This window comes from Curtobacterium sp. 260 (genome assembly GCF_030803485.1).
Taxonomy (GTDB): Bacteria; Actinomycetota; Actinomycetes; order Actinomycetales; family Microbacteriaceae; genus Curtobacterium.
This window is the reverse complement of sequence record NZ_JAURUY010000017.1, coordinates 34,587-49,143: the sequence shown is the minus strand read 5'-3', so window position 1 is coordinate 49,143 and position 14,557 is coordinate 34,587. Positions and strand designations below refer to the sequence as shown.

Below are 14,557 nucleotides of genomic sequence, written 5' to 3'. Positions count from 1 at the left end.
TCACAGGAGCAAGCTCCTGATCATCGTTCGACTTGCATGTGTTAAGCACGCCGCCAGCGTTCGTCCTGAGCCAGGATCAAACTCTCCGTAAAAAATTACAGATCCGACACCCGAAAGCGCCGAACCGAGTTGATTCTGACTGTTGACTGTCTACTGACAATCTTCAATCCAAAAGGAATTGTCTCCGACGACCACAACCAAAGCTGCGGTCGCGCGGGGTCAAAATAATTGGCATTGACAATGTGCACGCTGTTGAGTTCTCAAGGACCAGACGCACCCCCCACTCGACTCCACGAAGGAGCTCCGCCAGAGGGGCATTGTGTTCTCGGTACCACCGGCATCGCGTCGGACCGAGGTCCTGTGGCTCATCCCGAGGGAGAGGGCCGGTGGAGTAGTCATCCTAAGCGTCGAAGCGATCGAGCACAAGGCTTGATCTGAACTTCGGTGGAGGATGGTCCCGCTTGAGGCCGGCAGGCTCTGGGCTCTCGCTCCAGCCGCTCCGCCGCACCTTTGGGGTGACGAGTAAGAACTCTACGCAGCGCTGGGCGGGAGCGCCAACCGCGCCCCACTCCCGGGCGTGTCGCACTGTGCAACTCCTCCGGACGCAGCGGTGCCCGGTCTCCGTCGGGAGACCGGGCACCGGGTGCACCGAGGGTGGATCGATCAGCCGAGCGTGACGCCCGCCAGGGTCTTCTTGCCGCGTCGGAGCACCACGACTCCGCCGGGCAGCGCGAGGCTCGCGAGCTGCGCGGTCGCGTCGTCGGCGCGGACGTTGTTCACGTACACGCCTCCCTGGTCGACCGCCCGGCGCGCTTCGCCGAGCGACTTCACGAGTCCGGTGTCGACGAGGGCGCGAGCGACGTCGGCCTCGCCCGGCAGCGACACCGTGCCGGGGAGCTCGGCGACCGCGGCACGCAGCGTCGCCTCGTCGAGCGCGGCCAGGTCGCCGTTGCCGAACAGCGCCGCCGAGGCGTCGATCGTCGCCCGGGTCGCCGCCGCTCCGTGCACCAGCGACGTGACCTCGAACGCCAGGGTCCGCTGGGCCTCGCGCCGGAACGGCTCGTCGGCGACCGCCTGCTCGAGTCGACCGATCTCCGCACGATCGAGGAACGTGAACTCGCGCAGCCGGGCGACCACGTCGGCGTCCGCCGTGTTGAGCCAGAACTGGTAGAAGGCGTACGGCGAGGTCATCTCGGCGTCGAGCCAGATCGCGTTGCCCTCGCTCTTGCCGAACTTCGTGCCGTCCGAGTTCGTGATGAGCGGGGTGCCGAGCGCGTGCACGGACACCCCCTCGGTGCGACGGATCAGGTCGGTGCCGGAGGTCAGGTTGCCCCATTGGTCCGAACCGCCGGTCTGCAGCGTGCAGCCGTACTGCCGGTAGAGCTCGCGGTAGTCCAGTCCCTGCAGGATCTGGTAGCTGAACTCGGTGTAGCTGATGCCCGCGTCGGAGTTCAGGCGTGCGGCGACGGCGTCCTTCTTCAGCATGGCGTTCACGCGGAAGTACTTGCCGATGTCGCGCAGGAAGTCGATCGCGGACAGCGGTGCCGTCCAGTCGAGGTTGTTGACGAGCCGCACGCCGTTCTCGCCGTCGGGGCTGAGGAACCGGGACACCTGCGCCTGCAGTCGGCTCACCCACTCGGCGACCGTCTCCGGGGTGTTCAGCGTGCGTTCCGCGGTGGGACGCGGGTCGCCGATCAGGCCGGTCGACCCACCGACGAGCGCCAGCGGCCGGTGCCCGGCGAGCTGCAGCCGGCGCATGGTGAGCAGCTGCAGCAGGTTGCCGCAGTGCAGCGAGGGTGCGGTCGGGTCGAAACCGCAGTAGTACGTGACGGTCCCGCCGTCGAGGGCCTCCTGGAGTGCCGTCTCGTCGGTGGAGACGTGCACCAGACCGCGCCAGCGCAGTTCGTCCCACACCGAGGCGAAGGTGGGGTCGTTCTGCTGGCGTGTCAGGACATCGGGATCGGTTGCGCTGGACACCCGACCATCGTAGCCACCGGGCGACGGCCGGGAGGATCGGCGCGGCCCCGTCAGTCGACCGCGCGCCGGTGCCGTCGGTACGGCGACACCGTCGGGTCACCGGTGCGCCAGGAGCGCCACGGGAAGGACGCGCCGCCGGCGACACCGGCGACGCCGGTGCGCGGTCCGCGCGAGATCCGCCGGACCGGAGCCGTCCCCGCGGGGCCGGCCACCGTCTCGGCGAGCAGCTCCGCGACCACGTCCGCCGGGTCGGCGGAGGCGAGCCGCGCCTCCAGGCCGGGTGCGAGCGCGAGCCGGAACGGTCCCGAGCCGTCGAGGAGCGACGTGCCGTCGTCCTCGCCGAGCACGGCACCGAGCGCCTGCCCGAGGTTGCCCGGACCGCGGGCCAGGGCGACGTCGGCGACCGACGGACCGCGGCGAGCCCGGGCGACCTCGATGCCGTCGACGACCTCGGCGGCGCGCAGGAGCGAGCCGGACGACGTGCCCTCCGGGCCGCTCACCACGTTCACGCAGGTGTGGATACCGTACGAGCGGTACGCGTAGAGCGAGCCCGGCGGTCCGAAGAGGTGCCGGTTGCGCGGTGTCGGGCCGCGATGGCCGTGCGACCCGGGGTCGGTCGGGCCCCAGTAGGCCTCGACCTCGGTGATGCGCAGTGTCACACCACGCCCGGTGATCGTCGCGCCGAGCAGCGCCGGCGCGCACACCGGAGCCGGCTCGGCCAGGAGCGCGAGGAGCGCGTCGCTCATCGGGTGAAGGGCGCGCCCTCGGCCAGGTCGTGGACGCGACGGGTCAGGGCGGCGAGCTGCTCGGCGACGCGCTCCGGCGCCGTCCCGCCGACACCGGCGCGCGACGCGACGCTGCCCTCGATGGTCAGGACGCCGCGCACCTCGGGCGTGAGGTGCCCGGACACGGCGCGGTACTCGTCGTCGCCGGGCTCGTCGAGCTCGATCCCGCGCTCCTCGCAGTACCGGACCAGCGCCCCCGAGATCTCGTGCGCGTCACGGAAGGGCACGCCCTGCCGGACCAGCCACTCCGCGACGTCGGTCGCGAGCGAGAAGCCCTGGGGCGCGAGCTCGGCCATCCGCTCCGTGTCGAAGGCGAGCGTGGCGACCATGCCCGTGAAGGCCGGCAGCAGCACCTCGAGCTGGGCGACCGAGTCGAAGACCGGCTCCTTGTCCTCCTGCAGGTCGCGGTTGTACGCGAGCGGCAGGCCCTTCAGGGTCGTGAGGAGGCCGGTGAGGTTGCCGACGAGCCGACCCGACTTGCCGCGCGCGAGCTCGGCGATGTCGGGGTTCTTCTTCTGCGGCATGATGCTCGACCCCGTCGAGAAGGCGTCGTGCAGCCGGACGAAACCGAACTCCTTCGTGTTCCAGAGGATGATCTCCTCGGCCAGACGGGACACGTCGATGCCCACCTGTGCGAGGACGAACGCGAACTCGGCGACGACGTCGCGGGCGGCCGTGGCGTCGATCGAGTTGTCGGCGGGGCGCGCGAAGCCGAGCTCGTGCGCGATCGCCGTCGGGTCGAGACCGAGCGAGCTGCCCGCGAGGGCGCCGGCCCCGTACGGGCTGACACTCGCACGGTCGGCCCAGTCGCGGAGCCGCTCGAGGTCGCGGACGAGCGGCCACGCGTGCGCGAGCAGGTGGTGGGCGAGGAGCACCGGCTGGGCGTGCTGCAGGTGCGTGCGGCCGGGCATGATCGCCGCCGGGTGCTCGCTCGCCTGCTGCGAGATCGCGTCGACGAGGTCGATGACGAGGCGTCCGATCCGTCGGCCGTGGTCGAGCATGTGCATGCGGCCCAGGGTCGCGATCTGGTCGTTGCGGCTCCGGCCGGCGCGGAGCTTGCCGCCGAGTTCCGGGCCGAGGTCGGCGATGAGCAGGCGCTCGAGGGCACCGTGGACGTCCTCGTCGCCGTCGTCCGGCTGCAGGGAGCCGTCGGCGTGGGCGGTCTCGAGGCGGTCGAGGCCGGCGGTCATGCGCTCGAGCTCGTCCTCGGTCAGGTAGCCGGCGGTGTGCAGGGCACGGGCGTGGGCGCGGGACCCGGCGATGTCGTAGGGGGCCAGCTGCCAGTCGAAGTGCGTCGACCGGGACAGCGCGGCGAGTTCGGCGCTGGGGCCGTCGGCGAAGCGGCCACCCCAGAGGGCGCCCGTGTTCGTGGCGTCGGTCTTGCTCGGCTGCGTCGCGTCGGTCATGTCGTCCTGCCTGGGGGTACGGGTCGGTCGTGCTCGGTTCGTGGGGCGGTGCTTCGCGGGGTGGTACTGCGTGGTGCTGGTGGGGGCGGTGCTGCGTGGTGCTGGTGGGGCGTCAGTTCGCGCGGTCGCGCCGCGTGGCCGTCCTCGTCGGTCGGGCCCGGGCGCTCGCGAACGACACGCTCCCGGTGCCCGGTGCCCCGGCCAGCTCGAAGTCGAAGAGGCTCTGCTCCGACCGGCGCCCGGTGACGCTCGCGACCCCGCCGTGCAACCGGAGCCGGACGTCACCGGAGACGTGCCGCTGCGTCTCCTCGACGAAGGCGTCGAGCGCGCGGCGGAGTCCGCTCGCCCAGCGACCCTCGTCGACCAGCTCCGCCCACTCGCGGTCCACGCCCTGCTTGCAGCGCAGGACCTCGCGTTCGAGGGTGATCCGTTCGAGGTCCTGGTGCGCGGCCACGAGCGCCGTCGCACCCGGTGTCTCCGCCACACGTCGGGCCTTGCGGCCGTCGAGCAGGTCGACGACCAGGTCGTGCCGACCGACCCCGTGACGGCCGGCGAGGGCGTCGAGCTCGCGCAGCAGCCGGAGGACCGGGAAGCGCTGCCCGTCGAGGGCGACCGGGACGCCGTGCTCGAAGGTCACGGTGACCTCGTCGGGCTCGGTGTCCGGCTGCGCGGAGACCTCCGCCGTGCGCGCCCAGTCCGCACGGTCGACCGCGGCCCACGGGTCCTCGAGGTCCGGCTCGGTGACGACACGGCCCCACACGTCGTGCTCGGTACCGCCGGCCGGCACGACGGCCGTCGGCACCGGGAGGACCCGGAGGTCGGGATCGTGCCCGGCGATCGTGGTCGTGAGGGCGACCTCGTCCGGGGCGCTCGTGAGGTGCGCGACGGCGACCGCGCCGAGCTGCCGGGCCGTGCGGACCAGGTGGTCGGCGACGATCGGCAGCCGCAGCGCCGGGACGAGCGGGCGACCCGGGCCGCCGGCGTTCGCCCGGACCGCCGCGACGACGTACCGGTCGGCGTACTCGGTCTTCGCGTCGACCACCACGGCGTCCACCGCACCGGCGGCCCGCATCCGGTCCCGCACGGCGTCGACCTCGCGGGACCGACCGCCGAGGTCGACCACCAGGGCCAGGACCTCGTGGTCGACGGCGAAGTGCTCGACGGCTGCCGCCGGGTCCACCCCGGCGGAGCAGGCGACGACGATGCGATCGGTCACGGGACTCCAGTCGAGCGGGGTCAGGCGGCCGGGCTGCCGGTCGCGTTCGCGGCCAGGAGCCAGGCGAGCAGGGCCTTCTGCGCGTGCAGCCGGTTCTCCGCCTCGTCCCAGATGATGCTGCGCGGCCCGTCGATGACCTCGGCGGTCACCTCGAACCCGCGGTCTGCCGGCAGGCAGTGCAGGAACACGGCGTCGTCGGCGGCGTGCCCCATCAGCTCGTCGTCCACCCGGTAGCCCGCGAAGGTGTCGAGTCGGGACTGCTTCTCGTCCTCCTTGCCCATCGACACCCACGTGTCGGTGACCACGACGTCGGCGCCGGCGACCGCCGCCACCGGGTCGGTGACGACCAGGACGGAGCCACCGGTCTCGGCCGCACGACGCTCGGCGTCGGCGACGACCGCGGCGTCCGGGCTGAACGCCGCCGGAGCGGCGACGCGGACGTGCATGCCCGCGGTCGCCCCCGCGAGCAGGTACGACTGCGCCATGTTGCTCGCGCCGTCGCCGATGAACGCGACGGTCTGCCCGGCGAGGGTGCCGCGGTGCTCGCGGATCGTGAGCAGGTCGGCGAGGAGCTGGCACGGGTGGAAGTCGTCCGACAGGGCGTTGACGACCGGGACGCGGGTGCCCGCCGCCATCTCCTCGAGTCCGGACTGGGCGTAGGTGCGCCAGACGATCGCCGACACCATGCGCTCGAGCACGCGGGCGGTGTCCGACGGGGTCTCCTTGCCGCCGAGCTGGCTGTTCGCCGTCGTGATCACGAGCGGGCTGCCGCCGAGGTCGGAGATCCCGACGTGGAAGGACACCCGGGTGCGGGTGGACGACTTGTCGAAGATCACCGCGACGGTCTGCGGCCCGGCGAGGGGCTTCTCGCCCCAGCGGTCACCCTTCATCTGGGCGGCGAGGTCGAGGATCGCGGACTGCTCGGCCTGGGTCAGGTCGTCGTCACGGAGGAAGTGGCGGGTCATGCGGAGGTCTCCTGCTCGGCGGCGACGGCCGCGAGGCTCTGGCCGAGGATCGACACGAACTCGTCGATCTCGGCGTCGGACACGATGAGCGGCGGCGCGATGCGCAGGCTCGACTCGTTCGGGGCGTTGATGATGAGGCCGCGCTCGAGGGCGGCGGCGTTGACGGCGGGGCCGACGGGCGCGGTCAGGCCGACGCCGACGAGCAGGCCCGTGCCCCGGACCTCCTGCACCAGCGGCGAACCGAGGGCCGCGATGCCGGCACGGATGCGCTCGCCCTTGGTGACCGCGCCGGCCACCAGGTCGGCGCGCTCGATCTCCTCGAGCACCGCGTTCGCGACACGGGTGCCGAGCGGGTTGCCGCCGAAGGTGGAGCCGTGCTGGCCGGCCGAGAACAGCTCGGACGCCCAGCCGAAGGTCACGAGGGCGCCGATCGGGAAGCCACCGGCGATGCCCTTCGCGATCGTGACGGCGTCCGGCGTGAACCCGTGGCCCTGGAAGGTGAACCAGTTGCCGGTGCGGCCGACCCCGGTCTGGATCTCGTCGAGGATGAACAGCGCGCCGTGCTCCTCGGTCAGGCGACGCGCGGCCTGCAGGAAGCCCTCGGGCAGGTCGACCACGCCGGCCTCGCCCTTGATCGGCTCGAGGATGAGCGCGGCGACGGTGTCGTCGACGGCGGCCTCGAGCGCCTCGACCGTCGAGTCGATGTGCTCGACGCCGGCGATCATGGGCAGGAAGTCCTCCTGCAGCGCGGGCTTGCCGGTGAGCGCGAGCGCACCCATCGTCCGGCCGTGGAAGCCCTGCTTCAGCGCGAGGATCCGGGTCTTGCGACCGTCCGTGCCCTTGTTCAGCCGCGCGAGCTTGAACGCGGCCTCGTTCGCCTCGGCGCCGGAGTTGCCGAAGTACACGCGGCCGGCGTCCCCCGCACCGGTGATGCGCTTGAGGCGCTCGGCGAGCTCGAGCTGCGGCGGCGTCGCGAAGTAGTTCGAGACGTGCACGAGCTTCGCCGCCTGGTCGGCGACGGCCTCGACGAGGGCCGGGTGGGCGTGGCCGAGGGAGTTCACCGCGATGCCGGCCAGGAAGTCGAGGTACTCGTTGCCGTCGACGTCCCACACGCGGCAGCCCTGACCGTGGTCGAGCATGATCTTCGGCGGGGTCAGGGATCGCATGAGCGACGCCCCGAACCGGTCGTTCCAGGTCTGGGTGTGCGTCTCGGTGCTCACTGCTCGTTCCCCTTCTGCGTCGTGGCGGTGTCGGTGACGGTGGTGTCGGTGACGGTGGCGTCGGTCGCCGCGTGTCGGCCCGGGTCCGCTGCGGACTCGGGCACCCGTCGGCCGACCTCGGCGTGGGTGTTCTGGTTCTCGGTGCGACGGCTCGGGTCCGGGATCACCTCGGTGCCCGCACCGCGCAGGGTGAAGACCTCGAGCAGGATCGAGTGCGGGATCCGCCCGTCGATGATCGTCGCGCCGCCGACCCCGCCGACCACGGCGTCGAGGCACGCGGTCATCTTCGGGATCATCCCCGACTCGAGGCTCGGCAGCAGCGCCCGGAGCTCGTCGACCGCGATCAGGTCGATGATCGAGTCGCGGTCCGGCCAGTTGCGGTAGAGGCCGGGGACGTCCGTCAGCATCATGAGCTTGGCGGCACCGAGCGCGATGGCCAGCGCACCGGCCGCGGCATCGGCGTTGACGTTCAGCGCCTGGTCCGGGTGGGCGTCGTCGATCGCGATGCTCGACACGATCGGGATGCGTCCGGCCTCGATCGCCGCGAGGACGCCGGACGGGTCGACGTGCGTGATGTCGCCGACGTGGCCGAGGTCGAAGTACTCGCCGTCGACGACGACGCCCTTCTTCTCACCGGTGAACAGCGAGCCGCCGTCGCCGGAGACGCCGACGGCCAGACCGTCACCGTGCTCGTTGACGAGGTCGACGATCTCGCGGTTGACCTCGCCGGCGAGCACGTCGCGGACGACCGTGATCGCCTCGGTCGTCGTCACGCGGTAGCCACCGCGGAACTCGGACGCGATGCCCTGTTCCTTCAGCGCCGCCGAGATCTGCGGCCCACCGCCGTGCACCACGACCGGGTGGAGTCCCGCGTAGCGCAGGTAGACCATGTCCTCGGCGAACGCCCGCTTCAGGTCGTCGTTCACCATGGCGTTGCCGCCGAACTTCACGACGACGGTCTTGCCCGAGAACCGCTTCAGCCACGGCAGGGACTCGATGAGCGTCGCGGCCTTGACGGCGGCGAGCTCGTGCTCTTCTTCCTTGGTCAGGTCGTCGCTCATCAGCTGGAGTACGCGCTGTTCTCGTGGACGTAGTCGTGCGTCAGGTCGTTCGTCAGGATCGTCGCCGCGTGCACGCCGACCCCGAGCTCGATCAGGACGTGGGTGTCGCGCGGCGTCAGGTCGACCTCGTCGATCGGCCGGTCCGGGGCGCCGGCGTGGCAGACGCGGACGCCGTTCATGCTGACGTCGACCGCGTACGGGTCGAACTCGGCGTCGGTGGTCCCGATCGCCGCCAGCACGCGGCCCCAGTTCGGGTCGTTGCCGAAGACCGCGGCCTTGAACAGGTTGTTCCGGGCGACACTGCGCCCCACCGTGACCGCCTCGTCCTCGGACACCGCGCCGGTGACCTCGATCGTGATGTCGTGGCTCGCGCCCTCGGCGTCCTGCTGGAGCTGCCGGGCGAGGTCCGCGCACACCGCGGTCAGTGCCTCCTGGAAGTCGCCGACCGCGGGGGTCACCCCGCTCGCACCGGAGGACAGCAGCACGACGGTGTCGTTGGTCGACATGCAGCCGTCCGAGTCGACGCGGTCGAAGGTCACGCGGGTCGCCGCGCGGAGCGCCTGGTCGAGCTGCTCCGCGGTCTGCACGGCGTCGGTCGTGATGACGACGAGCATCGTCGCGAGCCCGGGGGCCAGCATGCCGGCGCCCTTGGCCATGCCGCCGACCGTCCAGCCGTCCTCGGTCACGACGGACTGCTTCGGCGTCGTGTCCGTGGTCATGATCGCGACCGCAGCGTCGGGGCCGCCGTCGGCCGCCAGCGCGGCGCTGGCCAGGTCGACACCGCGCAGCACGCCGTCACGGAACGTCTGGTCACCGCGGCCGATCAGACCCGTCGAGCAGACGACGACGTCGCCGGCACCGATGTCGAGGGCGGCACCCACCGCCTCCGCCGTCATGTGCGTGGTCTGGAAGCCGAAGGGTCCGGTGAAGCAGTTCGCGCCGCCGGAGTTGAGCACCACGGCCCGGGCGACACCGTCGCCGACGACCTGGCGCGACCAGATCACAGGGTGCGCCTGGGCGCGGTTGCTGGTGAACACGGCGGCCGCAGCCGCGTCGGGGCCGTCGTTCACCACGAGGGCGACGTCGGGCTTCCCGCTCGTCTTGAGTCCGGCGGTGACGCCGGCCGCGCGGAAGCCCGCAGCGGCGGTCACGCCCTGGAGGCCCGTGTCGGGCTGGTCCGTCGAGGTCTCGTCGGTCACGGTGCGACTCCGTCCACGCTGAGGCCGAGGGTCTCGGGGAAGCCCAGGGCGATGTTGGCCGACTGCACGGCCGCGCCGGCGGTGCCCTTGGCCAGGTTGTCGAGGGCGCTCACGGCGACCACGCGACCCGCGGCCTCGTCCACGGCGATGCCGACGAGCGCGGTGTTCGCGCCGACGGTGTCCGCGGTGCGCGGGAACTCGCCCTCCGGGAGCAGGTGCACGAAGGGCTCGTCGGCGTAGGCCTGTTCCCAGGCGATCCGGACGTCGCGCGCGCTGACACCCGGCGAGAGCCTGGCGGTCGTCGTCGCGAGGATGCCGCGCGACATCGGCACGAGCACGGGCGTGAACGAGATACGGACGTCACCGGCCCCCGCTGTCACGAGGTTCTGCTGGATCTCCGGGATGTGCCGGTGGGTGCCGCCGACCGCGTAGGCGCTCGCGGAGCCCATGATCTCCGAGGCGAGGTAGGTCGTCGCGAGCTTCTTGCCGGCACCGCTCGGCCCGACGCTCAGCACTGCGACGAGGTCGTCCGTCTCGACGAGCCCGGCCTGGACACCCGGCTGGATCCCGAGCGTCACCGCCGTGACGTTGCAGCCCGGCACCGCGATCCGCTTCGTCGCCGCGAGCTCGGTGCGCTGCCGCCCGAGGCCCGCGATGTCGTCGACGTCCCGCCACTCCTCCGCCGTCCCGGGCGCCGGCGCGGCGTGCAGCAGCTCCGGCAGGCCGTAGGTCCACGCGCCGTGGTGCTCGCCGCCGTAGAACGCGTCCCAGGCAGCCGGGTCCGTGAGCCGGTGGTCCGCGCCGCAGTCGACGACGAGGGTGTCCTCGTCGAGCTCGGCGGTGATCGCCCCGGACTGCCCGTGCGGCAGCGCGAGGAACACCACGTCGTGTCCGCGCAGGTTCGCCGCCGTCGTCTCGACCAGCGTCAGGTGTGCCAGCGACCGCAGGTGCGGCTGCGTCGCGATGAGCGGCTGCCCCGCGTTCGAGAAGGCCGTCACCGTCCTGACGTCGAACTCTGGGTGGGCGGCGAGCACGCGCAGGAGCTCTCCGCCCGCGTAGCCGGAGGCTCCCGCCACGGCGACGGATACGGACATGGGTTCCACCTTTGGTCGGACTGGTCGTCGAGAGAGTCGGAGGCGGCGGCCCCGGGCGGTGCTGATCCGGTGGATCAGTCGCGCAGGGTCGCCCCGAATCGCTCGCCGGCACGTCGGACGGCGCCGTCACGGGCCTCGGAGGCCTCGGCAGCGGTCAGCGTGCGGTCCGTGGCGCGGAAGCGCAGCGCGAACGTCAGGGACTTCTGTCCCTCGTCCACGCCCGTGCCCCGGTAGTCGTCCACGAGCCGAGCATACTCCAGCAGCTCTCCGGCGCCAGAGCGGACGACGTCCAGCACGTCACCCGCCGGGACGTCGACCGCGACCACGAGGGAGAGGTCCTGCGTCGCCGCCGGGTAGGACACGATCGGCGCCACCGACACGAGCTCCGGTGCCGCGGCGACCAGGGCGTCGAGGTCGAGCTCGACGACGGCGACGACGCGCGGCAGCACCGCGGCCTCGGTGAGGACGGGCAGCAGCTCACCGGCGACACCGACGACGGTGTCACCGAAGAGCAGCGCGGCCGCACGCCCCGGGTGCAGGGACGGGTGGCTCGTCTGTGCGACCCGGAGCTCCACACCGACCGCCCAGGCGACGGCCCGGGCGACGTCGAGCGCGTCCGCGATGCCGTAGGGCTCCGGCTGCACGCCCGGCTGCTTCACGACGCGGTTGCCGGTCAGCAACGCCGAGACGTGGAACGGCTGCGGCGGGAGCGACGCGTCGAGCACACCGAGGGTGTCGGGGTCGGGCCGCTCGGCGCCGGCGGGCACGGCGTCGGTGCCGAGCTGCACGTCCGTCGTCGGCAGGAACACGCGCGAGGTCTCGTACAGGGCGACGTCGACGAGGCCGCGGGACACGTTGCGGCGGGCGGCGTCGACGAGCGCGGGGAGCCCGCTGCGACGGAGCAGCGACTGCTCGCTGTCCAGCGCGTTCGCGAGCACGACGCTCGGACCACCGTCGCCGTCGATGCCCGGGTAGGCGTCCTGCGTGGTCTGCGAGACGAACGGAGCGGTGACGACCTCGACGAGGCCGTCCGCTGCGAGGGCGGCGGACACGCGCCGACGGGCCTGCTGGTGCCGGGTCAGACCGCGTCCGGGCGGGGCGATCGGCAGCACGCTCGGGATGCGGTCGTAGCCGACGATGCGGGCCACTTCCTCGACCAGGGTGGTGTCGTCGGTCAGGTCCGGTCGCCAGGACGGCGGCGTGACGACGAGCACCTCGCCGTCGACGTCCACCGTCGCACCGATGGCGCGCAGCGTGTCGATGACCTCGGCGTCGGTGTACTCGACACCGACGAGGTCGGCAGGCCGCGACGCCCGCATCGTGATCGTCGGGCGGGGCTCGGCGTCGACGAGCGTGGAGCCGAGGGTGTCCGCCGTGCCGCCCGCGAGCTCGACGAGGAGCTCGACGGCACGGTTCGCAGCGGCCTCGGCCACGAGCGGGTCGACCCCGCGTTCGAAGCGCTTCGAGGCCTCGCTCGGCAGCTTGTGCCGGCGGGCCGTCCGGGCGATCGAGACCTGGTCGAAGCCGGCGGCCTCGATCAGCACGTCGGTCGTCGTGTCCGAGATCTCGGTGCGTGCACCGCCCATCACGCCGGCGAGACCGACGGGGCCGTCGTCGTCGGTGATGACGAGGTCCTCGGGGTCGAGCGTGCGGGTCGTGTCGTCGAGGGTGACGAGGGTCTCCCCCACCGCCGCGCGACGCACGCCGAGGCCACCGCGGACCTTCGCCAGGTCGTAGCCGTGCAGGGGCTGGCCGAGCTCGAACATGACGTAGTTCGTGATGTCGACGGGCAGCGAGATCGAGCGGACGCCGGCCAGCGCCAGGCGGGAGACCATCCACGCCGGGGTCGCCCGGGTCGGGTCGATGCCACGGACGACGCGGGTGACGAAGGTGTGCGCGCCGACACGGCCGCGGACCGGGGCCTGGTCGTCGATCGTGACGCGGAACCCCTCGCCCGAGCGGGGCGTCACACGCGCCGCCGGGTCGCGGAAGCCGGCACCGGTGGCGTGCGCGTACTCGCGGGCGACGCCGCGCATGCTCATCACGTACCCGCGGTCCGGCGTCACGTTGATCTCGACCGCGGCGTCGTCGAGGCCGAGCAGCGCGATCGCGTCGGCCCCGACCTCGGGGTCCATGCCGAGGTCGGCGAAGCGCAGGATGCCGTCGTGCTCGTCGCCGAGGCCGAGCTCACGGGCCGAGGCGATCATGCCGTCGGACACGTGGCCGTACGTCTTGCGCGCGGCGATCGGGAACGGCCCGGGCAGCACGGCGCCGGGCAGCGTCACGACGACGAGGTCGCCCACGTCGAAGTTGTGCGCACCGCAGACGATGCCGCGGGGCTCGGACTCGCCCACGTCGACCTGGCACCAGTTGATCGTCTTGCCGTTCTTCTGCGGCTCGGGCTCGCGCTCGAGCACGCGGCCGACGACGATCGGGCCGGTGAGGTCGTAGGTGTGGACGTCCTCTTCCTCGAAGCCCACCGACACGAGGGCCGCGTGGACGTGCTCGAGGGAGACGTCGTCGGGCAGGTCGACGGACTCGCCGAGCCAACGGAGTGGGACGCGCATCAGACCACCGTTCCGAACTGCTGCGAGAAGCGGATGTCGCCCTCGAGGAAGTCACGCATGTCGTTCAGGCCGTTGCGGAACTGCAGGGTCCGCTCGATGCCCATCCCGAACGCGAAGCCCTGGTACTCGTCCGGGTCGATGCCGGCCGCACGCAGGACGTTGGGGTTCACCATGCCGCAGCCGCCCCACTCGACCCACCGCGCGCCGCCCTTGGCGTTCGGCTGCCAGACGTCCATCTCGGCGCTGGGCTCGGTGAACGGGAAGTAGTTCGGACGCAGGCGGATCTGCGCCCCGGCGCCGAAGACCTGGCGCGCGAAGTGCTCGAGCGTGCCGCGGAGGTGCGCCATCGTCAGGCCCTTGTCGATCGCGATGCCCTCGACCTGGGTGAAGACCGGCAGGTGCGTGGCGTCGAGCTCGTCCGCGCGGTACACGCGTCCCGGGGCGATCACGTAGAGCGGCAGCTCCCGGGACAGCAGGGAGCGCACCTGCACCGGGGAGGTGTGCGTGCGCATGACCAGGTGCCGGTCGACCGGCTCGACGAAGATCGTGTCGGCCATCGCCCGTGCGGGGTGGTCCGGGTCGAAGTTCAGCGCGTCGAAGTTGAACCACTCGTGCTCGAGCTCGGGGCCCTCCGCCACCTCCCACCCCATGCCGACGAAGATGTCGGCGACGGTCTCGTTGAGGACCGAGAGCGGGTGGCGGGAGCCCGGTGCCCGGCGGACCGGCAGGGCGGTGACGTCGACGCGCTCGGACTCGAGCCGGGCGCGTTCCTCGGCCTCTGCGAGGACGGACTCCTGCTCGGCGACCGCCGCGTTGACCCGGCCGCGTGCCTGGCCGACGAGCTTGCCGGCCTCGGCCTTCTGCTCCTTCGGCACGCTGCGCATCGACGCGTTCATCCGCGCGAGCGTCGACTGCTCGCCGGTGTGCTCCGCCCTGGCCTGCTTCAGCTCGGCCACGGTCGTCGTCGCGCGGACCGCGGCGAGGGCCCGGTCGACCGCGTCGGCGACGGCCGCTTCGCTGATCTCGAGGTGTTCTGACACGAGGCCCAAGCCTACCGGCCCCCGGGA

At 72.2% G+C, this 14,557-nt stretch carries 10 protein-coding genes, 1 rRNA gene and 1 pseudogene; all 12 read right to left on the bottom strand.

Annotated features, from left to right (window positions below):
* Positions 1-92, bottom strand: a 16S ribosomal RNA gene (locus J2X59_RS14725); the annotation flags it as partial.
* Between the two features lie 571 nt (positions 93-663).
* Positions 664-1,977, bottom strand: a complete 1,314-nt coding sequence (tyrS, locus tag J2X59_RS14720) for a tyrosine--tRNA ligase (protein ID WP_209685498.1) — start codon at positions 1,975-1,977, stop codon at positions 664-666.
* A 50-nt stretch (positions 1,978-2,027) separates the two neighbouring features.
* Positions 2,028-2,723 carry a DNA-3-methyladenine glycosylase gene (locus J2X59_RS14715; RefSeq protein WP_326497160.1) on the bottom strand — a complete coding sequence of 232 codons (696 nt, stop codon included), beginning with the start codon at positions 2,721-2,723 and terminating at the stop codon, positions 2,028-2,030.
* Positions 2,720-4,168, bottom strand: coding sequence for an argininosuccinate lyase (gene argH, locus J2X59_RS14710; RefSeq protein ID WP_326497159.1), 1,449 nt, complete (start codon positions 4,166-4,168; stop codon positions 2,720-2,722). Before argH ends, J2X59_RS14715 begins: the two co-directional genes overlap by 4 nt.
* 112 nt (positions 4,169-4,280) lie before the next feature.
* Positions 4,281-5,384, bottom strand: a complete 1,104-nt coding sequence (locus J2X59_RS14705; RefSeq protein ID WP_326497158.1) for an argininosuccinate synthase domain-containing protein — start codon at positions 5,382-5,384, stop codon at positions 4,281-4,283.
* 20 nt (positions 5,385-5,404) lie between these two features.
* Positions 5,405-6,349 carry an ornithine carbamoyltransferase gene (argF, locus tag J2X59_RS14700; RefSeq protein ID WP_251160882.1) on the bottom strand — a complete coding sequence of 315 codons (945 nt, stop codon included), beginning with the start codon at positions 6,347-6,349 and terminating at the stop codon, positions 5,405-5,407.
* Positions 6,346-7,569, bottom strand: coding sequence for an acetylornithine transaminase (locus J2X59_RS14695; protein ID WP_326497157.1), 1,224 nt, complete (start codon positions 7,567-7,569; stop codon positions 6,346-6,348). Before J2X59_RS14695 ends, argF begins: the two co-directional genes overlap by 4 nt.
* Before the next feature lie 158 nt (positions 7,570-7,727).
* Positions 7,728-8,630 (bottom strand): annotated as a pseudogene (gene argB, locus J2X59_RS14690) (acetylglutamate kinase); the annotation flags it as partial.
* Positions 8,630-9,829 carry a bifunctional glutamate N-acetyltransferase/amino-acid acetyltransferase ArgJ gene (argJ, locus tag J2X59_RS14685; protein ID WP_326497155.1) on the bottom strand — a complete coding sequence of 400 codons (1,200 nt, stop codon included), beginning with the start codon at positions 9,827-9,829 and terminating at the stop codon, positions 8,630-8,632. The pseudogene argB and the gene argJ, both read right to left, overlap by 1 nt.
* A complete protein-coding gene (locus J2X59_RS14680; RefSeq protein ID WP_326497154.1) occupies positions 9,826-10,923 on the bottom strand; it encodes an N-acetyl-gamma-glutamyl-phosphate reductase in 1,098 nt (365 codons plus the stop codon). The genes argJ and J2X59_RS14680 overlap by 4 nt, the downstream gene beginning before the upstream one ends.
* A gap of 74 nt (positions 10,924-10,997) precedes the next feature.
* A complete protein-coding gene (pheT, locus tag J2X59_RS14675; protein WP_326497153.1) occupies positions 10,998-13,490 on the bottom strand; it encodes a phenylalanine--tRNA ligase subunit beta in 2,493 nt (830 codons plus the stop codon).
* The gene (pheS, locus tag J2X59_RS14670; RefSeq protein WP_311206330.1) at positions 13,490-14,530 is read right to left on the bottom strand and encodes a phenylalanine--tRNA ligase subunit alpha; all 1,041 of its coding nucleotides are present in this window, start codon (positions 14,528-14,530) and stop codon (positions 13,490-13,492) included. Before pheS ends, pheT begins: the two co-directional genes overlap by 1 nt.
* Positions 14,531-14,557: the final 27 nt, after the last annotated feature.

Coding starts and splice junctions, on each gene's coding strand:
- J2X59_RS14715 (WP_326497160.1), bottom strand. CDS start 2,723: ATGAGCGACGCGCTCCTCGCGCTCCTGGCCGAGCCGGCTCCGGTGTGC.
- argH (WP_326497159.1), bottom strand. CDS start 4,168: ATGACCGACGCGACGCAGCCGAGCAAGACCGACGCCACGAACACGGGC.
- argF (WP_251160882.1), bottom strand. CDS start 6,349: ATGACCCGCCACTTCCTCCGTGACGACGACCTGACCCAGGCCGAGCAG.
- J2X59_RS14680 (WP_326497154.1), bottom strand. CDS start 10,923: ATGTCCGTATCCGTCGCCGTGGCGGGAGCCTCCGGCTACGCGGGCGGA.
- pheT (WP_326497153.1), bottom strand. CDS start 13,490: ATGCGCGTCCCACTCCGTTGGCTCGGCGAGTCCGTCGACCTGCCCGAC.